Genomic DNA, 21,920 nt, shown 5'->3' with positions numbered 1-21,920 from the left:
CTACTGGCCGTCCCCGCTAGGTTGTCCGCCATGCCTACGGACGGGGGCGAGGAAGAGCTGGCGGCGGCGCGCGCCGCCGTCGTCGAGCACGCGCAGCACACGGGGCGGCGCGAGCGCGCCCGGCAGGAGCTGGCGGCCGCGGACGAGGCGCTCGCCGCCGCGCGCGCGTCCCTCGCGGACGAGACCGAGGACGTGCGGCGGCTGGAGTCGCTGAGCCTCTCCCGCGTCTGGGCGGGGCTGCGCGGCGACCGCGCGCAGCGGCTCGACGCGGAGCGGGCGGAGCAGCAGGCCGCCGAGTACGTCGCCGCGACGGCGCAGGCCCGGCACGACGCGGTGGCCCGCGAGCTGGCGGCGGTCGAGGCGGGGCTGGTCGCCCTCGGCGACGTGGAGGCCCGCTGGGGTGCGGCGCTGGCCGTCAAGGAGCAGTGGGTGCGCGGCGGCGGGGGAGCGGCGGCCGCGGAGCTGGCGGCCGTCGCCGAGCGGACCGGCGCGTGGCGCGCCGAGCAGCGCGAGATCGTCGAGGCGCGGGCGGCGGCCGAGGACGCGGCCCGCGCCCTCGCCGCGGCCGCCGACGAGCTGCGCGGCGCCGACGCCTGGTCCACCTACGACACGTTCTTCGACGGGGGCGCGTTCGCGAGCATGGCCAAGCACGACCGCCTGGACCGGGCCGCCGACCTGCTGCGCCGGGCAGACGGCGCGCTGCGTCGCCTGACCGTCGAGCTGGGCGACCTCGGGGAGCGGGGGATCGGGGGCGTCGGCGTCGACGGCTTCACCCGCACGCTCGACATCTGGTTCGACAACATCTTCACGGACTGGTCGGTGCGGAACCGCATCGCCGAGGCTCGCGACCGCGTCGGCGCCGCCGGACGCGCGGTGGACGCGGTCCGGCGGCGCCTGGCGGAGCGGGCCGGCACCGCCGACGCCGAGCTCGCGGCCCTCGCCGCACGCCGGGAGACGCTTCTGGTCGGATGAGCCCGGTCGGCGGGGCGCGGCGGCCGGCCCGGTGTCACTCGGTGCCGACGTCGAACATCCAGGTGATGCCGTACCGGTCGGTCACCTGGCCGTAGTAGTCGCCCCAGGGGGCCTTGGCGAAGGGCATCAAGGAGGAGCCGCCGTCGGCGAGCTTCGCGTACGCGTCCGCGACGTAGTCGTGGTCCGCCGGGCCGCCCGTCAGGGCGACGGTGACGCCGCTGGTCGGTGCCACGTACGGCACCATCGAACCGGAGTCGGCGGCCATGAGGGTGAGGCCCGACGGGGTCTCGAGCTGCCCGTGCATGACCAGGTCCTTGTCGGCGTCGTCGATCGGCATGCCCGCGTCGGCGGGCATGCCGCCGAACGTGCTGATGTCGAGGTCGCCGCCGAGCACCGACTGGTAGAACTCGAGCGCCTCGCGCGCCTGGTTCTTGAAGCTGAGGTAGGGGTTGAGCCGGACCATGGACGCCTCCAGCGACGCTGCGGGGGAACGAGCCGGCCGCGCGGGTCGGCGGCCGGGTCCCACGCTAGGCACGGCCGCCGACACACGCTCGCGGGTGCGTCAGAGCATCTCCGGCGGCGCCGCGCGGCCGACGGGCAGGGAGCCGGGGGCGGTCATGCGCCGGTCACGCCGCGCTCACTCGTCGCCGCCGCCCTCCTCGATGCTGGCGCCCGCGAGGAAGTCGGCGACGATCGGGCCGAGCTGGTCGAACTCGATGAGGAAGCCGTCGTGCCCGAAGTCGGAGGTGACGATGCGCAGCGGCTCCGCGCCCGGGAGCCAGGCGGCGATGCGGCTCGCCTGCTCCGGCGGGAAGAGCCGGTCGGAGTCCACCGCCACGACCAGCGCGCGGGCCGTGATCTGCGACAGCGCGGACTCGACGCCGCCGCGGTCGCGGCCCAGGTCGTGGCTCAGCATCGACTCGGTGAGCACCAGGTAGGAGTTGGCGTCGAACCGCCGCGCGAGCTTGTCCCCGTGGTGGTCGAGGTACGACTGCACGGCGTACCGGCCGTCCGCCAGGGGGTCCTCCCCGCCCTGCGGCAGGCGCCCGAACCGCACGTCGAGCTCGGCCGCCGTCCGGTACGTGGTGTGGGCGATCTGCCGGGCGATGGCGAGGCCGGCGTCCGGCCCGTCCCCGTCGGCGGCGTCGTAGTAGTCGCCGCCGCGCCAGCGCGGGTCGGCCCGGATGGCGCCGAGCTGCGGGTGCGCCCAGGCGATCTGGTCGCCCGACATCTGCGCCGTCGTCGCGATGGCGGCGATCCCGTCCACCGCGATGCCCGCCTCGGGCCCGAGCAGGGCCCACTCGAGGACGCGGAGCCCGCCCATGGACGCGCCGGCGACGAGCGCCCATCGCTCGATGCCGAGCTGCCGCGCGAGCTCGATCTCGGCGGCCACCTGGTCGCGGGTCGTGACGCGGGGGAACCGGCCACCCCAGGGGCGCCCGTCGGGGGCGGCCGAGGCGGGGCCGGTGGTGCCCTGGCAGCCGCCCAGCACGTTGGGCGCGACGACGAAGTACCGGTCGGTGTCGATGGGCGCTCCGGGGCCGATCATGTCGGCCCACCAGCCGGCGGTCGGCTGGCCGGGCCCGGCGGGTCCGGTGACGTGCGCGTCGCCGGTCAGGGCGTGCAGCACGAGGACGGCGTTGGAGCCGTCCTCGTCCAGCTCGCCCCACGTCTCGTAGGCGACCCGCACGTCGGGCAGGACGCCGCCCGTCTCGAGCTCGACCGCGCCGACGTCGGCGAACTTCCGGTCGGCGACGGCGTCGCCCTCGCGCCAGGCACCCGTCGCCGGCACGGGCGGCTTCACCCGCGACCGCGACACCGCGTGCGCGGGGCGCACGCTCGGGGCTCCGCCCGAGCTGCGCCCGCCCACCGACGGCACGGTGGGGGCGACGCGCACGCCGCCGCGCCGCGTCGCCCGGTGGCCCGGCAGGCCCGTCACGCGGCGGCCTCGCCGTCGGCGGCGTCGGTACCGTCGCCGGCGCCCGCCGCCGCGGCGAACCCGAGCGCGAGGTCCGCGAGGATGTCCTCGATCCCCTCGAGACCGACGGAGAGCCGCACCAGCCCGGGCGTCACGCCCGAGAGCGCCTGCTCCTCCGGCGTGAGCTGCGAGTGCGTGGTCGACGCCGGGTGGATGACGAGCGAGCGCACGTCGCCGATGTTCGCCACGTGCGAGTGCAGGCGGAGCGCGGAGACGAAGGCGCGGCCCGCCGCCGACGCCTCCTGCGGGTCGGCGACGTCGAGCTCGAAGGCGACGACGGCGCCGGCGCCCTTCGGGGCGTACCTCCGGGCGTTGTCGTGCCACGGCGACGAGGGGAGGCCGGCGTAGTGCACCACGCGGACGTCGTCGCGCTCCTCGAGCCACTCGGCGACGCGCTGCGCGTTCGCCACGTGCCGCTCGACGCGCAGCGACAGCGTCTCCAGGCCCTGCGCCAGCAGGAAGGCGTTGAAGGGCGCGACGGCGGGGCCGAGGTCGCGCAGCAGCTGCACGCGCGCCTTGAGCACGAACGCGAGGTTGGCGCCGAGCGCCGACCCGACGCCGAGGTCGCGGGCGTAGACGAGGCCGTGGTAGCTGGCGTCGGGCTCGTTGAAGCCGGGGAAGCGCTCCGGCTGGGCGGCGTAGTCGAAGGTGCCGCCGTCGACGATGACGCCGCCGATCGCGGCGCCGTGCCCCCCGAGGTACTTGGTGGCCGAGTGCACGACGACGTCCGCGCCGTGCTCGATCGGCCGCACCAGGTACGGGGTCGCGATCGTGTTGTCCACGATCAGCGGCACGCCGACCTCGTGCGCGACGCCCGCGACCGCGGCGATGTCCAGCACGTCCGCGCGGGGGTTGGGGATGGTCTCGGCGAAGAACGCCTTGGTGGTGGGCCGCGCCGCCGCGCGCCACGACTCGGGGTCGTGCGGGTCGTCCACGAAGGTGGTCTCGATGCCGAGCCTCGGCAGCGTGTGGCGCAGCAGGTTGTACGTGCCGCCGTACAGGCTGGGGCTGGCCACCACGTGGTCGCCGGCCTGCGCGACGTTGAGGATCGCGAGCGTCTCGGCGGCCTGCCCGGACGCGACGAGCAGGGCCCCGACGCCGCCCTCGAGGTCGGCGATGCGGGTCTCGACGGCCTCCTGCGTCGGGTTGCCGATGCGGGTGTAGATGGGGCCGAGGTCGGCCAGCGCGAACCGGTCGGCGGCGACGTCCGCGCTCGGGAACTCGAACGACGTGGTCTGGTAGATCGGCAGCGCGCGGGCCCCGGTGGCGGGGTCGGGGCTCTGGCCGGCGTGGATCTGGCGGGTCTCGAAGGTCCAGCGGGGCGTGGTCATGGGGTGCTCCTGGGGCTCGGCTCGATCGACGGTGGTCGGGCCGCGGCGGGTCTCAGGGGGCCTGCGTCTCTGAGGCGGGGCCGCGGCGGTCGGCTGCGCACGCGGAGCGGTTGGCTGGGTCGACGAGCGGCCGCAGGCAGGCGAACGTGCGCGGTGGTCAGCGGCACATTCGACGGGTCATGCGGACGACGGTAGCCCCGGCCGGCGCCCCGCGACAGGCATGTCTCGCGATCTGAGACCAAAATATGGACGGCGTGTCGCCTTGCCTCGCGCGTCGTCGGCGCACTCTCGGGTGGCGCTGCCTGCCGGTTCGGGTGAGCCTGGGCGAGGTTGCCCGGAGAACGTCTTCCCGGGGAGGACCGGGCGGCCCGGGGGAGGAGCGGAGCATGAGCGGCACACGACGCACGGCCACCCGAGGCGCACCCATCCGGCGCACGCCGCGGGCCCGCAGGGCCGCCGCGCTGGCGGTCGTCGTGCTGCTCGGCGGGGCGCCCGCCGCGGGCAGCGCGTGGGCCGAGCCGCCGTCGGACGACGACGTCGCCGCCGCGCACGCGGCCGAGGACTCCGCCCGCCTGGACGTCGCCGGCGCGGAGGCGCGGCTGGACGCGATCCGCGCGGAGCTCGCGCGCGCCGAGGCCGGCGTCCAGACCGCCGCGGAGGACTACGCGGAGGCGCGCGAGGCGCTCGCCGCCGCGAAGCGCGAGACGCGCGCCGCCCGCGAGCGGGCCGACCGGGCGCAGGCGGCCGAGGGCGAGGCCCGCGCCTCCCTCGCCGAGGCGTACCGCACCACGGCGCGCGCCACCGAGGGCGGCCTCGGGCCCCTCGACGTCGTCGCCGGCGCTCGCGACCTCGGCGACGTCGTCTCCTCCGACGCCGCGCAGCGGGCCGTCGACCGGCGGATCGCCCGCACGCTCGCCCAGCAGGCGGACCTGCGCGCGTCAGCGCGCAACGCCGACGCCCGCTGGGACGCCGCCCGTGCCGCGCAGCAGGAGGCGGACGAGGCCGCCGCGGCGGCCTTCGCGACGGCGCGGCGCACCGCCGACGACCTGACCACCCGGACCACCGCCGCCGAGCGGGAGCGCGACCGGCTGTTCACCCGCCTCGCCGACCTGCGCAGCACCACCGCCGACCTGGAGCGGCAGCGCGAGGAGGACCGCCAGCAGCGCGCCGCCGCCGCGCACGAGCGGGCGGCGCGGGCGGCGGCCGAGGACGCCTCGACCGGCACGTCCGACGCGTCGTCGGGGGCCACGTCGTCCGGCTCGGGCCCCTCCGGCACGGGCCCGTCGAGCCCGGCGCCGTCGTCCGACCGGTCCGACGACGCGCCCGTCACCACCCCTGACCGTGCGGGTGGCGACGGCGGGGGAGGGGGCGGCGACGGTGCGGTGCAGCCCGACCCCCGGCCGACGCGCACGCACGAGCCGGCTCCGGACCCCACGCCTCGCCCGGACCCGAAGCCCGACCCGACGCCGAAGCCCCCGCCCGTCAGCGGCGTCGGCCAGGGGAGCGCCGCCCAGGGCCGTGCGGCGCTGGCGTGGGCGCGCTCGAAGATCGGCACCGCGTACCAGTGGGGCGGCACGGGCAACCCGGGGTACGACTGCTCCGGCCTGACGTCGGGCGCGTGGGACGCCGCGGGCGTGTGGATCACGCGCACGTCGCGGTCGCAGTACCTCACGGTCGGCAAGGTGTCGTACGGGTCGATGCGCCCCGGCGACCTGATCTTCTACGCCAACGACACGTCTGACCCGTCGACCATCCGGCACGTGGCGATCTACGCCGGCGGCGGCATGATGGTCGAGGCCCCGCGCCCCGGCGTCGACGTCCGCGAGACCCCCGTCCGCTGGGACGACGTCATGCCCTACGCCGGCCGCCCCTGAGCGCTCGCGACGTCCCCGGGGTGGTCAGGGACGCAGCAGCACCTTCGTGGCGCGGCGCTCGTCCATCGCCGCGTACGCCTCGGCGGTGTCGGCGAGGGGGAGCTCCAGGTCGAAGACCGTGCCCGGCCGGATGTCGCCGGACAGGACGTCCGGCAGCAGCGTCTCCATGTAACGACGGGCGGACGCCATGCCGCCGCCGATGGTGATGTTGCGGTCGAACAGGCGCCGCACGCTGAGGTCGGGTCCGTGCGGCACGCCGACAAACCCGACGCGCCCGCCCCCGCGCACCACGCTCAGGGCGGTGTCCATCGACTGCTCGGTGCCGACGCACTCCAGGGCCGCGTCGGGGAGGTCCCCGCCGAGCAGGTCGCGCACGGCGGCCAGGCCCTCCTCGCCGCGCTCGGCGACGACGTCGGTGGCGCCGAACTCGCGGGCGAGGGCCGCGCGGTCGTCGTGCCGGCTCATCGCGATCACGCGCTCCGCGCCGAGGAGGCGGGCGCCGATCACCCCCGACAGCCCGACGGCGCCGTCGCCGACCACGACCACCGTGTCGCCCGGGGACACCCCGGCGGAGACCGCGGCGTGGTACCCGGTCGACATGACGTCGGCCAGGGTGAGCAGGTGCGGGACCAGGCCCGCGGCCTCGAGCTCGGCCTCCGGCCGGCCCACGGGGAACAGGGAGTGCTGCGCGAGGGGGATCCGCACGCGCTCGCCCTGCGCGCCGTCCACCGGGTTCCCCCAGCGGTCGGTGGAGCCGAAGCCGGTGACGAGGTCGCACGCCGCCGGGTAGCCCGCGCGGCACGCCTGGCACTCGCCGCAGCTCATGGTGAACGGCAGGATCACGAAGTCGCCGACCCGGGCGGACGTGACGTCGGCGCCCAGCTCCTCGACGACGCCCACCAGCTCGTGGCCGATCGGGCGGGGCTTCTTCACGGCGGACACGCCGCGGTAGGGCCACAGGTCGGAGCCGCAGACGCAGGCGGCGGCGACGCGGACCACCGCGTCGCCGGGGGTGAGGATCTTCGGGTCCGGGCGGTCCTCGACGCGGACGTCGCGGGGCCCGTGGATGACGGCAGCACGCATGCGTCCACGGTAGACCGCGGGCGGCGTTCCCGGCGCCCGCCGGGCGTCGCCCGACGTCCCTCGACCATGCATCCGGTGTTGCGCTACCTTCCAGCCAACACCAAGAGAACGGATGCTCATGCGTGGTGCACGAGGTCGGGTCGCTGCGGTCGTCACGGCGTGGCTGGTCGCGCTGGGGGTGGTCCTCACGGGAGCGGTGGCGCCGGTCGCCACGGCCGCCGAGGGCGAGAGCTCCACGACCGTCACGCTGACGCGAGAGCGGTGGTGGCAGGGCGAGGAGATCGTCCTCGACATCGTCGTCCGGGAGGGCGACGAGCCCGCCTCGGGCGGCGTCCGGGTGCTGCTCGACGACCGGACCCTCGGGGGCACCCAGCTCACGGAAGGCGTCGCGCGGTTCACGCTGCCGAGGTCGGAGAACGCCCCCGGAGACCACGTCCTCGAGGTGCGTCACTATCGGTCCGGCTCCACCACGCCGTCGTCGTCCGCCACCGCCGCACTCCAGATCCTCGCGCCCGGGCGTCCGGTGATCCCCGGCACGCGGGTCTACGGGGACCCGGCCGACGTCACCGTCGACCTCACGGGCACCGACCTGCCACGGAGCGGCCGGGTCGAGCTGGCCAACGAGGCCGGCACGGCTCTCGGCGCGGCGGCCCTGGCCGACGGCATCGCCACGGTCGCCGTTCCCGGCACCGGCATGACCCCGGGCCGCTCTTACCGGATGACCCTGCGGGAAGCCGCGGGCGGAACGGTCCTGAGCACCTTGTTCGTCGGCGCGAACGTCCTGAAGAGGCCGGCCGCTCTGACGGTGCAGACCGCGTCGACGTGGCGCGTCGGGCAACCCGCGAAGGTCACCGTCCGGGCGTCGTCCGATCTCGGGCCGGTCTCCGGGACGATCGAGGTCCGCAACCACGTCCGGAGCAGCGGGGCGGCGAGGCGGAGCGCCGAGCTGGTCGACGGCACGGCCGCCGTCTGGTTCGACCCGGACGACGTCCTCGGCACGTCCAAGCCCGACCCCAAGGTCTTCGTCGAGCTGCGGAGCCCGTTCTACGCGGCGCCGGTCACCCCGAAGACCGTGACGGTCAAGCAGCGCTATCAGACGTGGGTGGACATCGACACACGCTCCGCCCGCTGGACGTACGGGCTGTCCCACCGGGTGTCTCTCCGCGTCACGGCGGAGAACAAGGCGAAGCTCGACGGCAAGGTCACGCTCTCGGCGGGCGGCAGGTCGCTCGGCAGCGCGATGGTCGTCGACGGCATGGCGTCCGTGCTGGTCTCCGGGACGGCCCTCGAGCCCGGTCGGCGCGAGCTCCAGGCGTCCTTCGTCCCGGCGGCCGGGACCTACGACGGGTCGCGCTGGTGGGTCACCCAGTCGATCGTCAAGGCGAAGCCCAGCGTGCGGCTGTCGATGGACCACACCTGGTACCGGGTGAAGGCGAAGCTGGGATCGTCCGAGGCGGGGAGGGTGCGGGTCTCGACGGCGGGCCTGCCGGAGCGCGGCCGGCTGGTGCTGGAGACGCGCAGCCCGCGGGCGGCGGCCTCCGGCTGGCGGACGCGGTGGAGCGCGGACTGGGCGCTGACGGCGGGGGACAAGGGCGTGCAGCGGGTGAACGTCCCCGCGACGTACCTCCGGACGGCCGACGGGAAGCCCGGGAAGGTCTACCTGCGGTTCCGGTACGTGCCGTCCGACTCGGCGCACGTCTCCACCGTGGTCTCCCCGGCCGTCGCGATCACCCGCTACTGACCTCGCGGGCTCGCGGGTCCCGGCGTCGCCCCGTGGCCCACCCGCGGCGCAGGTGTCACCCCGTCGCGACCTGTCGTGCCACCGGGCGCGGGGGTAGCGTCGAGGGACGACCGGCCGCCGCGACGGGGCGTCGGCCGACCGTCGTGGGAGGTCATCATGACCGACGACCATCGTGCGCCGTACGCCCGCGCCGCGGGACCGCGCCGGCGACATCGCCCGGCCGCCGTCGCCGCCGCCTGCGCGGCTCTGGCGGCGGCGGGGGTGGTCGCCGCGCCGTCGGCCGTCGCGGAGCCGGAGTGCCTGGGCCCGAGCCACGACCTCGACGGCGACCGCGTGCCGGACGCCGTCGTGGGAGCCCCCGGCGGCACGGGGCGCCCGGGCACCGTCGAGGTCCGCCTGACGGGCGACGGCGAGCCGCGCACGGTGGTGCTGCGCGGGCCGGTCGGGTTCGGCACGGCCGTGGCCCAGCTGCGCTCGTACGAGCAGGAGGGCGACGACCGGTTCTGCAGCCAGCTCGTCGTGGGCAGCCCGGAGGAGACGGTCTTCGGGATGCCCCACGCGGGCGCCGTCTACCTCTACGCGTACGACTCGTCGGTGGGCGCGTTCGTCCTTCGGGAGCGGATCACGGCCGACTCGGAGAGCGTGCTCGGCACCCCGCAGGCCGGGGCGCGGTTCGGGGCCGCGCTCGCCTCGGCGTCGTACCCCGAGGAGACGATCGACCCGAAGCCGCAGCTGCTGTGGGTGGGCTCGCCCGGGCACGACGCCGCGAACGCCCCGGACTCCGGGCGGGTGACGTCGTTCGTCGTCGGCGCGACGGACACGACGACCCGCGGCGGCGAGGTGTTCGACCTCGCCGACCTCGGGGTGCGCGGCTCCGCCGCGGCGGGCGCCGCGCTGGGCTCGTCGCTGAGCGTTCGCGGGCAGGTCATGGCGGCCGGGGCGCCCGGGATGCGGGTGGCCGGGAAGGCCGGCGCGGGCGGCGTCGCGCTGTGGTTCGCGCCGCCGGGGGACCCGGGCGGCCTGCCCCCGGAGCCCGGTACCCAGCACCCGCCCGTGCTCGTCCACCAGGCGCTGGCGCGCGTGCCCGGCGAGGCGGAGGCGGGCGACCGGTTCGGCGCCGCCGTGCACCTGTTCCCCGTGGCGGGGGACCCCCAGGTGGTGGATCTCGCGGTGGGGTCGCCCGGCGAGGACCTGGGGCCCGACGTCGACGCCGGCATGGTGTCGGTCGGCCGCGTGCACCCGGGGCTCACGCAGCCGCTGCTGACGTTCCGCAGCCGCCACCAGGACTCGCCCGGCGAGGCGGGTACGGCCGAGGACGGCGACCTGTTCGGGAGCGCCGTCTCGGTGGCGTTCCTGCGCGGGGCGTGGCGCGTGGTCGTCGGGTCGCCGGGCGAGGACGTGGGGTCGGTCCGCGACGCGGGCATGGTCCAGGCGCTCGGCACGGGGCAGGGCTGGACGCAGGACTCGCCCGCGGTGCCCGGCGGGGCCGAGGCGGGGGACCGCATGGGCGCGACGGTGGGAGCCGACCCCGAGGTCGTGCCCGGCCGGGCCCCCGACGTGGGCGTGCCGGGCGAGAACGCCGCCACGGGGGCCGTGCTCACGGGCCTGCTGGCCGAGGGATCGGTGGTGCGGCTCGACCTCGGCGCGGCGCCGGGTGCGCGCTACGGGCGCGCGATCGCGCCCTGACGGCCACCCCGGGAACGACGACGGCGCCGCGCCCCCGGAGGGGTGCGGCGCCGTCGGCGGGAACGGGCGTCAGTGCTTGTCGTAGTACCCGGTGTCCTTGGCGCGCTGGAACGAGCGCTCGATCTCGGCCTCGGCGTCGGAGCGGCCCACCCAGTGGGCGCCCTCGACGGACTTGCCGGGCTCGAGGTCCTTGTAGACCTCGAAGAAGTGCTGGATCTCCAGGCGGTGGAAGTCGGAGACGTCGTCGATGTCCTGGCGCCACGCGGCGCGCTGGTCGCCCAGGGGCACGCAGAGCACCTTGTCGTCGCCGCCCGCCTCGTCGCGCATGCGGAACATGCCGAGGGCGCGGCAGCGGATCAGGCAGCCGGGGAACGTGGGCTCCTCGAGCAGCACGAGCGCGTCCAGCGGGTCGCCGTCCTCGCCGAGGGTGCCCTCGATGAACCCGTAGTCGTCCGGGTAGCGCGTCGAGGTGAAGAGCATGCGGTCGAGGCGGATGCGACCGGTCTCGTGGTCCACCTCGTACTTGTTGCGCTGGCCCTTCGGGATCTCGATCGTGACGTCGAACTCCACTGTTCCTCCATGCTCGGACATGCTCGGTGCGGGCCATGCTCGTGCGGACGCCCTGTCAAAGTGTGCCATGCGCGGTCGCCCGCGCCCGGTGCGGTGCGGCGGCCCCGATCGGCGGACGGACGTGGGAAGATACGCACGGAGCGCGCCACGGGATCCGGGCTGTGACGATGCTCACGGACATCTCACCGGTGCAGGAGGGCGACATGGGGTGGCGGGCCAGCGTCGGCGCCACCGTCACGACCGTGGTCGTGCTCTTCGGCGGGTACCTCGTGGCGGACGCCTATGACGTCGTGCCCGGCCTGCTCACCACCTCGCCGGCGCCCGCGCCGGCCTCACCGTTCCCCTCGGCGCCCGGCGCCACCGAGGGCCCCGCGCCGGAGCGCTCGCTGCCCGACCTGCCCGACGACGCCGCCGAGCCCACGCAGGCCGCGGTCGGCAAGCTCGTCACCGGGCTGCGGAAGGACGACCGGCTCGGCAAGCGGGTCGGCGTGATCGTCACGGACGCGGCCACCGGCACGACGCTCGGCTCGAACGCCCCCGACCGCCCGATGGCGCCGGCCTCCACGCAGAAGCTGTTCACGGCGGTCGCCGCCATGGCGGGACCCGGCGGTGACACCACGCTGCCCACCACCGTCGTGCTCGACGGCGACTCCCACCTCGTGCTCGTGGGGGGCGGGGACATGATGCTGGCCGCCGGTGCCGGCCACCCCGACGAGGTGAACGGGCGCGCGGGCCTCGGCGACCTGGCGGCCCAGGTGGCGACGCAGGTGGGGCTCACCGGCGCGGACGTGACCCTCAGCCTCGACGACACGCTCTTCTCCGGCCCGGCCGTGCCCGCCAAGGTGCCCGCCGAGGACGTGACCCTCGGGTACACGGCCCCGGTCGCGGCGCTCGCGGTGGACGTCGCGCGCACCACCGACGAGGAGTACGCCCCGCGGGAGAAGGATCCCGCGATGGCGGCCGCGAAGACGTTCGCGAAGGCGCTCGAGAAGCACGGCGTCACCGTGCGGGGCAGCGTGGACCGCGACACCGCGCCGTCGTCCGCGCGGGAGGTCGGGCGCGTCGAGTCGGCGCCGCTGCGCGACGTCGTCGGCGACATGCTGCGGCGGTCGGACAACACCATCACGGAGGTCGTCGGGCGGATCGTCGCCATCGACGCCGGCATGCCCGGCACCGGGTCGAGCGCCGTCCGCGCCGTGACCGCGGGCGTCGAGGACCTCGGCGTCGACATGGACGGCGCCACCCTGCACGACCTCTCCGGGCTGGCCCGCGGCTCGAGGGCCACGCCCCGCCAGCTCGCCGACACCCTGCGGCTCGCCGTCGACCCCGACCACCCGGAGCTCCGCGACGTCGCGGACGGGCTCGCCGTGGCCGGCCTCAACGGCACCCTGCACGACCGCTACCCGAAGGGGAACCCCGGGCGCGGCTACGTCACCGGCAAGACCGGCAGCCTGCCGAACGTCACCGGCCTCGCGGGGAACGTCGTGACCACCGACGACCGGATGCTCCTCTTCGTCACCCTCGCCGACAAGGTGCCCGACGGCGGCACGTACGGCGCCCGGGTGATCTTCGACGGCTTCGCGGGCGACCTCGCGGACTGCGGCTGCCGGTAGGCGCCCCGGATCTGGTTACCGTGGTGCCGTGACCACGCCCGCCCCCGCCGCCGAGCCCCTGCTGGACTGGACGGCGGCGGCGCAGATCGCCGCCCGGGTCGCCCGGCCGGGCGCGACGGCGCCGCGCGACGAGCTCGACGAGCTCGTCGCCGGCCTGCGCGCCGCCGCGGGCGACGCCGTCGGGCACGTCCTGGACGTCACGGGGATGACGCCCGCGACCCCGGTCCCCGCCGGGGGCGGGCTGGGCGAGGTGCTCGTCGTCGACCGAGCGGGGTGGACCCGCGCCAACACGCAGTCGATGCGCGCGATGACGGACCCCGTGATGGCGGCCGTCGCGGCCGACGTGCCGCCCACCTCCGCCGCCGCCCGGCTCGCCGGTGCCGCCGAGGTCGGGGGGCTGCTGGCGCTGCTGTCGGGGCGGGTGCTCGGCCAGTTCGACCCGTACGGCGCGCGCGCCGCCGCCGGCCCCGGGGCCAACGGCCGCCTCCTGCTCGTGGCGCCCAACGTGCTGCAGGTGGAGCGGTCGCTCTCGCTGCGACCGCGCGACTTCCGGCTCTGGGTGTGCCTGCACGAGCAGACCCACGCCCTCCAGTTCGCCACCGCCCCCTGGCTCGCCGACCACCTCGTGGGGCGGGTGGGCGACCTCATGAGCGGGGTCACCCGCAGCTCCGTCGCGATGGCGCGCGCGCCGCTGCGGGAGAAGGTGGCCGTCGTCGGGCGCACCGTGCTGCGCGCCGTGCGCGGCGAGCTCGTCACCCCGCTCGACGGGATCCTCGGCCCCGAGCAGCGGGCCGAGCTGGAGGAGATCACCGCGGTCATGGCCCTCCTGGAGGGGCACGCCGACGTGATGATGGACGCCGTCGGGCCGCGCGTCGTGCGCTCCGTGCGCACCATCCGCGCGCGCTTCGAGAAGCGGCGCGACGGCGAGGGCGCCCCCGCGCTCGACGTCGTCCTGCGCCGCGTGCTCGGCATGGACGCCAAGCTCGCCCAGTACCGCGACGGCGCGGCGTTCGTGCGCGCCGTCGAGGAGCGGGTCGGCCGCGACGGGCTCAACGCCGTCTGGTCCGAGCCCGGGCACCTGCCGTCCGCCCGCGAGATCGCCGACCCGCGCGCCTGGGTGCGGCGCGTGCACGGCTGAGGCCGGGGCGGGGAAGGCGTGGCCCGCGTCGACCCGGCGCTCGCGGCGGCCCGCGCCGCCGTCCGCGCGGAGCTGAGCGACCTCGCGCTCGGCGCGGGCGACCTGGTGCTGGTCGCGTGCTCCGGCGGGGCGGACAGCCTCGCGCTGGCGGCCGCGACCGTCGTCGAGGCCCGGCGGGTGGGCCGCTCCGTGCGGGCGCCGGGGTTCGTGGTGCGCGCGGGCGCGGTCGTCGTGGACCACGGCATGCAGGCCGGGTCCGACGTCGTCGCGGCGACGGCGGCCGCCCGCTGCCGCGAGCTCGGCCTGGACCCCGTGCTGGTGCGCCGCGTGCGCGTGGACGACGCCCCCGGGTCCGGCGGTCCGGAGGGTGCCGCCCGCGCCGCCCGGTTCGCCGCGCTCGACGCCGCGGCCGACGAGACCGGCGCCGCCGCCGTCCTGCTGGGCCACACCCAGGACGACCAGGCCGAGTCCGTGCTGCTCGGCCTGGCGCGGGGGAGCGGTGCGCGGTCGCTGGCGGGCATGCCGCGACGCCGCGGGCGGTACGTCCGGCCGTTCCTCGGGCTGCGGCGCGCGCAGACCGAGGCCGTGTGCGCCGCCGCCGGGCTGGCGTTCTGGACCGACCCGACCAACGTGCTCCCGGGCGCCGGGGAGCCGGTCGACGCCCCCGCCGGCGGCGCGGTGCCCGCCCGCACGCGGGTGCGCGGCGCCGTCGTCCCCGCGCTGGAGGACGCCCTCGGGCCGGGGGTCGTGCCCGCCCTCGCCCGCACCGCGGACCAGCTGCGCGACGACGCCGACGCGCTCGACGCCCTGGCCGCCGACCTGCTCGCCACGGCGGCCGTGCCCGACGACCGGCCGGCCGGGGTCGCGCTCGACGCCGACGCGCTCGCCGCGGCGCCGGCGGCGCTGCGGCGACGGGCGCTGCGGTCGGCCGCGCTCGCCGTGGGCTGCGCGCCCGGGGCGACGACGGCGCGGCACGTGGACGCCCTCGACGCGCTCGTCGTCTCGTGGCGTGGGCAGGGCGCCGTCCACCTGCCGGGCGACGCTCGTGCCCTCCGCGCGTGTGGCAGGCTCTACCTGCGACCCGCCGAGCCCAGCCCGGTCCGGACGGCGCGCCCCCCAGCCCCAACCCGTTCCCTCGAGGAGTGACCGTGGACCAGTCGGACGTCTCAGGCGACCTCGCCAACATCTTGCTCACCGAGGAGCAGATCGGCACCAAGCTCGACGAGATCGCCGCGCAGATCGACGCCGACTACGCCGGCAAGGACCTGCTCCTGGTCGGCGTGCTCAAGGGCGCCGTCATGGTGATGGCGGACCTGGCCCGCCGCCTGCACCACCCGGTGCACATGGACTGGATGGCGGTGTCCTCCTACGGCTCGGGCACCAAGTCGTCGGGCGTGGTGCGCATCCTCAAGGACCTCGACGCCGACCTCACCGGCCGCAACGTGCTCATCGTCGAGGACGTCATCGACTCGGGCCTCACGCTCTCCTGGCTCGTCGCGAACCTGCGCTCCCGCGGGCCGGAGTCGGTGGAGATCGCGGCGATGCTGCGCAAGCCCGACGCCGCGAAGGTCGACGTCGACGTGCGCTACGTCGGTTTCGACATCCCCAACGAGTTCGTCGTGGGCTACGGCCTCGACTACGCCGAGAAGTACCGCAACCTGCCGTTCGTCGGCACCCTCGCGCCGCACGTCTACAGCTGACGGGCGCCGTCGCGCCCTGGGCGAACACCCACGGTTCGTCCACACTCGGCGTGTAGCGTCGTGAACCACACGTTGCCCGACGGAAGGGAAGCGGGGCACCGACCCCGTCGCCGATGAACATCAAGAAGATCCTGAGCGGCCCGATCATCTGGATCGTGGTCGGCCTCGTGCTCGTCTCGCTGGCCTTCAGCGCGTTCAGCACCGACCGGGTGTCGCGGATCGAGACCTCTCAGGGGCTCGAGCTGCTCGCCGGCGACACGGTGGACCACGCACTCGTCGTCGACGGGGAGCAGCGCGTCGAGCTCGAGCTGAGCAAGAAGTACGTCACCGACCAGGGGTCGAAGGAAGAGCAGGACCACGGCACGAAGGTCGAGTTCTTCTACGTCCAGCCGCAGGGCGACGAGGTGGCCACCGCGGTCCGGACCGCGGACCTCAAGGACGGGTTCGACTCCCAGGTGCCGCAGCCGAGCTTCTGGAGCTCGATGCTGGGCTTCCTCATCCCGTTCCTCATCATCGGCGTGGTCTTCTGGTTCATCCTGTCGCGGATGCAGGGCGGCGGGCGCAACGGCGTCATGGGCTTCGGCAAGTCCAAGGCCAAGCTCATCAGCAAGGACATGCCGCAGGTGACGTTCGCCGACGTGGCGGGCGTGGACGAGGCGGTCGAGGAACTCCAGGAGATCAAGGAGTTCCTCGAGGACCCGGCCAAGTTCCAGGCCGTCGGCGCCAAGATCCCCAAGGGCGTGCTGCTGTACGGCCCGCCCGGCACCGGCAAGACCCTGCTCGCCCGCGCGGTCGCCGGCGAGGCCGGGGTGCCGTTCTACTCGATCTCCGGCTCGGACTTCGTCGAGATGTTCGTCGGCGTCGGCGCGTCCCGCGTCCGCGACCTGTTCGAGCAGGCGAAGAACAACGCGCCGGCGATCATCTTCGTCGACGAGATCGACGCCGTCGGCCGCCACCGCGGCGCCGGCATGGGCGGCGGTCACGACGAGCGCGAGCAGACGCTGAACCAGATGCTCGTCGAGATGGACGGCTTCGACGTCAAGACGAACGTCATCCTCATCGCGGCGACCAACCGCCCCGACATCCTCGACCCGGCGCTGCTGCGCCCGGGCCGCTTCGACCGCCAGGTCGCCGTCGAGGCGCCGGACCTCAAGGGCCGCGAGCACATCCTCACCGTGCACGCGCAGGGCAAGCCGATGGTCGACACGATCGACCTCGCCGCCGTCGCGCGCCGCACCCCGGGCTTCACGGGCGCCGACCTGGCGAACGTCCTCAACGAGGCCGCGCTGCTCACCGCCCGCAGCGGCGCCCAGCTCATCGACGACCGCGCGCTGGACGAGGCGATCGACCGCGTCATCGCCGGGCCGCAGAAGCGCACCCGCGTGATGAAGGTCAAGGAGCAGAAGATCACCGCCTACCACGAGGGCGGGCACGCCCTGGTCGCGGCGGCGATGCGCTACACGGACCCCGTCACGAAGGTGACGATCCTGCCCCGCGGCCGCGCCCTCGGCTACACGATGGTCATGCCGATGGAGGACAAGTACTCCACCACCCGCAACGAGCTGCTCGACCAGCTCGCGTACGCGATGGGCGGCCGCGTGGCCGAGGAGATCGTCTTCCACGACCCGACCACCGGCGCCAGCAACGACATCGAGAAGGCCACGGCGACCGCCCGCAAGATGGTCACCGAGTACGGCATGAGCGAGAAGGTCGGCGCCATCAAGCTCGGCAACGGCTCGGGCGAGCCGTTCCTGGGTCGCGACATGGGCCACCAGCGGGACTACTCCGAGGCCGTCGCCGGCACCGTGGACCACGAGGTGCGCAAGCTCGTCGAGGCCGCGCACGACGAGGCGTGGGAGGTGCTCACCCAGTACCGCGACGTGCTCGACGACCTGGTGCTGCGCCTGCTCGAGAAGGAGACGCTCAACCAGGCCGAGCTGGCGGAGATCTTCGCGCCCGTGGTCAAGCGCGAGCCGCGCGACGTCTGGCTGTCCAGCGAGCAGCGCACCGTGCAGACGCGCGGCCCGATCATGACCGACGGCGAGCGCGCCGCGGCCAACGGCAACGGGCACGTCGTGCCGCAGGACGAGGCGGCCATCGTGGGCAACGAGGGCGACCTGCAGGAGGCCGGCCCGGGCGTCGGCACCGACAGCGAGCCCCCGGCAGCGGGGGAGAACCGGTGACCGACCCGGTGACGGACCTGGGCATGCGCGCGGCCGCGGACGTGCCCCCGTACGACTCCGTGCGGGCCGAGGCCGCCGTCCGCGAGCTGCTGCTCGCGGTCGGCGAGGACCCGGACCGCGAGGGCCTGCGGGAGACGCCCGCCCGCGTGGCGCGCGCCTACCAGGAGATCTTCGCGGGCCTGCGCCAGGAGCCCGAGGACGTGCTGACCACCACCTTCGACCTCGGTCACGAGGAGATGGTGCTGGTGCGCGACATCGAGGTGTACTCGACGTGCGAGCACCACCTGGTGCCGTTCCACGGCGTCGCCCACGTGGGCTACATCCCCAGCACGGACGGCCGGATCACGGGCCTGTCGAAGCTGGCGCGGCTCGTCGAGGTCTACGCCCGGCGCCCGCAGGTGCAGGAGCGCCTGACGACGCAGGTCGCGGACGCGATGGTGCGCATCCTCGAGCCGCGCGGCGTCCTGGTCGTCGTGGAGTGCGAGCACCTGTGCATGTCGATGCGCGGCGTGCGCAAGCCGGGCTCCCGCACGGTCACGTCGGCCGTGCGCGGCATCATGCAGAACCCGGCGACGCGCGCCGAGGCCATGAGCCTCATCGCGGGGCGGTGACACCCGGATGACGGTGCACCCGCGCGACGCGCTCGTCGCGGGGCTCCCGGAGCTGTCCGGGGTCGGTCGGTGCCTCGTCATGGGCGTCGTGAACATCACGCCCGACTCGTTCTCCGACGGCGGCGAGTGGTTCGAGCCGGACGCCGGCGTGCAGCACGGCCTCGACCTGCTGGCCGAGGGCGCGGAGATCCTCGACGTCGGCGGAGAGTCCACCAGGCCGGGCTCCGCCCGCGTGGACGAGGCCGAGGAGCTGCGCCGCGTGCTCCCGGTGATCGAGCGGCTCGCGGCGCACGGCGCCGTGGTGTCGGTCGACACGACGCGGTCCGCGGTCGCCGAGCGTGCGGTCGCCGCGGGCGCGCGGCTCGTCAACGACGTCTCGGGCGGCCTCGCCGACCCGCGGATGGGCCACGTCGTGGCCGACACGGGCGTCGCGTACGTCGCGATGCACTGGCGCGGCCACGCGGACGTCATGGACAGCCTCGAGGTGTACGACGACGTCGTCGCCGAGGTGCGCGACGAGCTCGCGCAGCGCATGGACGCCCTGCTCGCCGTGGGCGTCGCCGCCGAGCAGGTGGTGCTCGACCCGGGCCTCGGCTTCTCGAAGGCCGGCGCCCTGAACTGGCCGATCCTGTCCCACCTGGACGCGCTGCACTCGCTCGGGCGCCCGGTGCTCGTCGGCGCCTCGCGCAAGAGGTTCCTGGGGCACCTGCTCGAGGGGACCCGCGGACTGCCGGACGACCGGCCCGCGCCGCCGCTCGAGCGCGACCACGCCACCGCCGCCGTCTCCGCGCTGTCCGCCGCCGCGGGCGCGTGGGCCGTGCGCGTCCACGCCGCCCGGGCCAGCGCGGACGCGGTCCGCGTCGCGGACGCCTGGACGGCGGCGTCCCTCGACGTGGAGGATGCCGGGATGACCGCACCGGCACACCGCACCGAAGCCGTGGGCGGGCCCCGTACCGCCGCCGATGAGGAGGGCCTCTCGTGACCTTCGCAGCAGCCGTTCCCGGACCGGACGGACAGCCGCTCGACCAGATCCGCCTCGCCGGCGTCACGGCGACCGGGCACCACGGCGTCCTCGCGCACGAGCGCGCCGAGGGGCAGGTCTTCAGCGCCGACGTCGTGCTGCACCTGGACACCCGGGAGGCCGCGTCGTCGGACGACCTCGGGCGCACGGTGAGCTACGCCGACGTCGCGCAGGACGTGCACGACGTGCTCGCCGGGTCCCCGGCGGACCTCGTGGAGACCGTCGCCGAGCGGATCGCCGCCGTCGTCCTCGCCCGCCCGGCCGTGCAGGCCGTGGACGTGCGCGTGCACAAGCCGCAGGCGCCCATCCCCGTGCCGTTCGACGACGTCGCGATCGTGGTCCGCCGCGACCGGTCGCGCCCGCCCGTGGTGCCCGCCGCGACGCCGGCCGAGCCCGTCGAGGCCGCCCCGGCGTTCCCGGCAGCGGCGTTCGCCGACGCGCCGCCGGAGCCCGAGCCGGCAACGCCCGCGCCCGTCGCGGCGCCCGTCGCCGTCGCGGCGGCCGCCGCCCCCGAGCCCGAGGTCGCGCCGACGCCCGCCGGGGACCCGCTGGACACCACCCCGGCCGAGCCCGTCGAGGCCGTGCTGGCCCTCGGCGCCAACCTGGGCGACGCGCAGGTCACCCTCCGCCAGGCGGTGACCGACGTCGACCGGCTCCCCGGCGTGCAGGTCATGGAGGTCTCGCCCCTGGCGCGCACGGCCGCCGTCGGCGGCCCGGAGCAGCCGGACTACCTCAACGCCGTCCTCGTCGTGCGGACCACGCTCTCGCCGCGGGACCTGCTGCGCAGCACCCAGCAGGTGGAGGCGCAGCACGGCCGCGTCCGCGAGGAGCGCTGGGGCCCGCGCACCCTCGACGTCGACATCGTCCAGTACGGGTCGCTCGTCGCGAACGGGCCCGACCTCGAGCTGCCGCACCCGCGCGCCCAGGAGCGCGCGTTCGTGCTGGTGCCGTGGGCCGAGGTCGCGCCCGAGGCGCTGCTCGGCGGCCCGGGCGGTGGCCCCGTCGGCCAGCTCGCGGTGACCGCCCCCGACCGGGCCGGCATCCGCTGGCTCGCGCTCGACTGGCTGACCGGGCCCACGCAGAGCACCGGCCAGGTCTCCGCCGGGTCGGACCCCGCACCGTCCTCGCCCGTGCCGCAGTCGGAGCCGGCGCCGCAGGAACAGGCCTCCGGCGCGTACCCGGCGCAGGCCTACCCCGGCGAGCAGCACGGGGTGGAGCCGTACGCCGCCGAGCAGCCCGGCGCGCCCGTCGCGGAGCCGCCGTCGGAGCCCTACGCCGAGCCGTACGCGGCGCCCTCCGTCGTCGAGCCGGAGCCGCACGCCGAGCCCCGGCGGGACGACCCGCACGGTGGCCCGCGCGACGCCTACGACGCCTACGGGCCCGACGCCTACGGCGACCCGGCGCAGCCGCTCACGCCGCGGCCGTTCGCCGCCGTCACGCCGGTCGGGCACGACGCCGGACCGCACGCGCCGGTGCCCTCCCCGCCCGCGCCGTCGGGCCCGGCGCCGTACCTGCCGGTGCAGTCGGGCCTCGTCCCGTCCGCGCCCGCGGCGCCCGCACCGCCGGTCGCGTCGTCGTTCGCGCCGCCCGCCGCGCCGGAGGCGGCCGCCCCCGAGACGTTCGCCCCCGAGCCGTTCGCACCCGAACCGTTCGCGCCGGTCGCGTACGTGCCCGAGCAGTTCGTGCCGGACCGCACGACGCCGCAGCCCGCCGCCCCGGGCCCGGTACGGCACGAGCCGGTGCCGCCGGCGCCGGCCCCTGCCCCGGGTGTCGCCGCCAACCCGCCGGCGCTGCCGGACCCGTTCGCGCCGCTGCCGGACGCGCACCCCGGCCCGGCCCTCTCGCAGGAGCGGTACGGGGAGGACGACCGCTGAGATGCGTCGCACCTCGGTCCGCCTGCTCGCGGCCGTCTTCGCCGTCGTGGCGGTGGGCGGCGCCGGGCTGCTGCGGCTGCTCGAGTCGCGGGGCGTCTACCTGCCCACCGTCGCGTGGGTGGAGGACGTCGCGATGCTCGCGCTCGCCGGCGCCATCTTCTGGGCCGGCTGGGCCGTGCGCGCGTACCAGAAGGGCGACCGGCCGGACCTCGACCCGCTGCGTGCCGCGCGCACGTTCGTCCTGGCCAAGGCCGGGGCGCTGACGGGCGCGCTGCTCGCCGGGCGGTACGTCGCGAGCGTGCTCGTGGTCCTCGGGCAGCTGCACATCGAGGCGCGCCGGGACCAGGCGATCGCCTCCGCGATCGCCGCCGCGTGCGCGGTCGTGCTCTGCGTGGTCGGGCTCGTCGTGGAGAAGTTCTGCCAGCTCCCGCCGTCGGACGACGCCGACGGCGGGGACACGGAGGAGCACGCCGACCCCCTCCCGTCCTGACGACGGGACCCCGCCGCGAGGAGGGGGGGCCGTCCGACCTCCGTCGGACCCGCGG

General features: G+C 76.0%; 18 protein-coding genes and 1 pseudogene. 13 read left to right on the top strand and 6 right to left on the bottom strand.

Annotation, left to right across the window (positions count from 1 at the left end):
• Positions 1-30: 30 nt before the first annotated feature.
• Positions 31-972: a hypothetical protein gene (locus ACFU9A_RS18075; RefSeq protein WP_430576676.1), complete on the top strand. Its 942-nt coding sequence runs from the start codon at positions 31-33 to the stop codon at positions 970-972.
• 34 nt (positions 973-1,006) lie between these two features.
• Here ACFU9A_RS18075 and ACFU9A_RS18070 read toward each other — a convergent pair whose 3' ends face one another.
• The 3 genes from ACFU9A_RS18070 to ACFU9A_RS18060 form a co-directional block, all read right to left on the bottom strand.
• The gene (locus ACFU9A_RS18070) at positions 1,007-1,435 is read right to left on the bottom strand and encodes a VOC family protein (RefSeq protein WP_430576675.1); all 429 of its coding nucleotides are present in this window, start codon (positions 1,433-1,435) and stop codon (positions 1,007-1,009) included.
• Positions 1,436-1,609: 174 nt separating this feature from the next.
• Complete coding sequence (locus ACFU9A_RS18065; RefSeq protein ID WP_430576974.1) at positions 1,610-2,842, bottom strand: homoserine O-acetyltransferase; 1,233 nt, start codon at positions 2,840-2,842, stop codon at positions 1,610-1,612.
• A gap of 65 nt (positions 2,843-2,907) precedes the next feature.
• Positions 2,908-4,281: a bifunctional o-acetylhomoserine/o-acetylserine sulfhydrylase gene (locus ACFU9A_RS18060; protein ID WP_430576674.1), complete on the bottom strand. Its 1,374-nt coding sequence runs from the start codon at positions 4,279-4,281 to the stop codon at positions 2,908-2,910.
• Positions 4,282-4,667: 386 nt separating this feature from the next.
• Between ACFU9A_RS18060 and ACFU9A_RS18055 the strand changes: the two genes are divergently transcribed.
• The gene (locus ACFU9A_RS18055) at positions 4,668-6,155 is read left to right on the top strand and encodes a C40 family peptidase (protein ID WP_430576673.1); all 1,488 of its coding nucleotides are present in this window, start codon (positions 4,668-4,670) and stop codon (positions 6,153-6,155) included.
• A 24-nt stretch (positions 6,156-6,179) separates the two neighbouring features.
• Here the strand turns inward: ACFU9A_RS18055 and ACFU9A_RS18050 are convergent, their stop codons facing one another.
• Positions 6,180-7,238, bottom strand: coding sequence for a zinc-binding dehydrogenase (locus tag ACFU9A_RS18050; RefSeq protein ID WP_430576672.1), 1,059 nt, complete (start codon positions 7,236-7,238; stop codon positions 6,180-6,182).
• Positions 7,239-7,356: 118 nt separating this feature from the next.
• Here ACFU9A_RS18050 and ACFU9A_RS18045 point away from each other — a divergent pair, with 118 nt between their 5' ends.
• Entirely contained in the window at positions 7,357-8,979 is a 1,623-nt protein-coding gene (locus tag ACFU9A_RS18045) for a hypothetical protein (protein WP_430576671.1), read from the top strand.
• Positions 8,980-9,135: 156 nt separating this feature from the next.
• Complete coding sequence (locus ACFU9A_RS18040; RefSeq protein ID WP_430576670.1) at positions 9,136-10,665, top strand: hypothetical protein; 1,530 nt, start codon at positions 9,136-9,138, stop codon at positions 10,663-10,665.
• A 69-nt stretch (positions 10,666-10,734) separates the two neighbouring features.
• On the opposite strand, the gene ACFU9A_RS18035 is transcribed toward ACFU9A_RS18040, so the two are convergent.
• A complete protein-coding gene (locus ACFU9A_RS18035; RefSeq protein ID WP_430576669.1) occupies positions 10,735-11,235 on the bottom strand; it encodes an inorganic diphosphatase in 501 nt (166 codons plus the stop codon).
• Positions 11,236-11,402: 167 nt separating this feature from the next.
• Between ACFU9A_RS18035 and dacB the strand changes: the two genes are divergently transcribed.
• From dacB to folK, 8 genes and pseudogenes are all read left to right on the top strand, one after another.
• The gene (dacB, locus tag ACFU9A_RS18030) at positions 11,403-12,848 is read left to right on the top strand and encodes a D-alanyl-D-alanine carboxypeptidase/D-alanyl-D-alanine-endopeptidase (protein ID WP_430576973.1); all 1,446 of its coding nucleotides are present in this window, start codon (positions 11,403-11,405) and stop codon (positions 12,846-12,848) included.
• Between the two features lie 28 nt (positions 12,849-12,876).
• A complete protein-coding gene (locus ACFU9A_RS18025; RefSeq protein ID WP_430576668.1) occupies positions 12,877-13,986 on the top strand; it encodes a zinc-dependent metalloprotease in 1,110 nt (369 codons plus the stop codon).
• An 18-nt stretch (positions 13,987-14,004) separates the two neighbouring features.
• Positions 14,005-15,132 (top strand): tRNA lysidine(34) synthetase TilS, encoded by a 1,128-nt coding sequence (tilS, locus tag ACFU9A_RS18020; RefSeq protein WP_430576667.1) that lies wholly within the window; start codon positions 14,005-14,007, stop codon positions 15,130-15,132.
• A gap of 2 nt (positions 15,133-15,134) precedes the next feature.
• A complete protein-coding gene (gene hpt, locus ACFU9A_RS18015; RefSeq protein WP_380318475.1) occupies positions 15,135-15,686 on the top strand; it encodes a hypoxanthine phosphoribosyltransferase in 552 nt (183 codons plus the stop codon).
• A 113-nt stretch (positions 15,687-15,799) separates the two neighbouring features.
• Positions 15,800-17,869, top strand: a complete 2,070-nt coding sequence (ftsH, locus tag ACFU9A_RS18010; protein ID WP_430576666.1) for an ATP-dependent zinc metalloprotease FtsH — start codon at positions 15,800-15,802, stop codon at positions 17,867-17,869.
• Positions 17,870-17,892: 23 nt separating this feature from the next.
• Entirely contained in the window at positions 17,893-18,480 is a 588-nt protein-coding gene (folE, locus tag ACFU9A_RS18005) for a GTP cyclohydrolase I FolE (protein ID WP_430576972.1), read from the top strand.
• Positions 18,481-18,487: 7 nt separating this feature from the next.
• A complete protein-coding gene (gene folP / locus ACFU9A_RS18000; RefSeq protein ID WP_430576665.1) occupies positions 18,488-19,462 on the top strand; it encodes a dihydropteroate synthase in 975 nt (324 codons plus the stop codon).
• Positions 19,459-20,409 (top strand): annotated as a pseudogene (gene folK / locus ACFU9A_RS17995) (2-amino-4-hydroxy-6-hydroxymethyldihydropteridine diphosphokinase); the annotation flags it as partial. The gene folP and the pseudogene folK, both read left to right, overlap by 4 nt.
• 479 nt (positions 20,410-20,888) lie before the next feature.
• On the opposite strand, the gene ACFU9A_RS17990 reads toward folK, so the two are convergent.
• Positions 20,889-21,197, bottom strand: a complete 309-nt coding sequence (locus ACFU9A_RS17990; RefSeq protein WP_430576971.1) for a pentapeptide repeat-containing protein — start codon at positions 21,195-21,197, stop codon at positions 20,889-20,891.
• Positions 21,198-21,376: 179 nt separating this feature from the next.
• Here ACFU9A_RS17990 and ACFU9A_RS17985 point away from each other — a divergent pair, with 179 nt between their 5' ends.
• Positions 21,377-21,865 (top strand): DUF3180 domain-containing protein, encoded by a 489-nt coding sequence (locus ACFU9A_RS17985; protein WP_430576664.1) that lies wholly within the window; start codon positions 21,377-21,379, stop codon positions 21,863-21,865.
• Positions 21,866-21,920 lie beyond the last annotated feature (55 nt).

The sequence above is a fragment of the Isoptericola sp. NPDC057653 genome (assembly GCF_042799955.1).
Lineage (GTDB): Bacteria > Actinomycetota > Actinomycetes > Actinomycetales > Cellulomonadaceae > Isoptericola.
The sequence above is the reverse complement of the archived record's forward strand: the minus strand, read 5'-3'. Positions and strand labels throughout refer to the sequence as shown.

Bases quoted from the DNA above. Each gene is read 5' to 3' on its own strand.
- ACFU9A_RS18060 (WP_430576674.1), bottom strand. From the start codon at position 4,281: ATGACCACGCCCCGCTGGACCTTCGAGACCCGCCAGATCCACGCCGGC.
- ACFU9A_RS18050 (WP_430576672.1), bottom strand. From the start codon at position 7,238: ATGCGTGCTGCCGTCATCCACGGGCCCCGCGACGTCCGCGTCGAGGAC.
- ACFU9A_RS18055 (WP_430576673.1), top strand. From the start codon at position 4,668: ATGAGCGGCACACGACGCACGGCCACCCGAGGCGCACCCATCCGGCGC.
- ACFU9A_RS17985 (WP_430576664.1), top strand. From the start codon at position 21,377: ATGCGTCGCACCTCGGTCCGCCTGCTCGCGGCCGTCTTCGCCGTCGTG.
- ACFU9A_RS18070 (WP_430576675.1), bottom strand. From the start codon at position 1,435: ATGGTCCGGCTCAACCCCTACCTCAGCTTCAAGAACCAGGCGCGCGAG.
- ACFU9A_RS18075 (WP_430576676.1), top strand. From the start codon at position 31: ATGCCTACGGACGGGGGCGAGGAAGAGCTGGCGGCGGCGCGCGCCGCC.
- folP (WP_430576665.1), top strand. From the start codon at position 18,488: ATGACGGTGCACCCGCGCGACGCGCTCGTCGCGGGGCTCCCGGAGCTG.
- folE (WP_430576972.1), top strand. From the start codon at position 17,893: ATGCGCGCGGCCGCGGACGTGCCCCCGTACGACTCCGTGCGGGCCGAG.
- dacB (WP_430576973.1), top strand. From the start codon at position 11,403: ATGCTCACGGACATCTCACCGGTGCAGGAGGGCGACATGGGGTGGCGG.
- ftsH (WP_430576666.1), top strand. From the start codon at position 15,800: ATGAACATCAAGAAGATCCTGAGCGGCCCGATCATCTGGATCGTGGTC.
- ACFU9A_RS18045 (WP_430576671.1), top strand. From the start codon at position 7,357: ATGCGTGGTGCACGAGGTCGGGTCGCTGCGGTCGTCACGGCGTGGCTG.
- ACFU9A_RS18040 (WP_430576670.1), top strand. From the start codon at position 9,136: ATGACCGACGACCATCGTGCGCCGTACGCCCGCGCCGCGGGACCGCGC.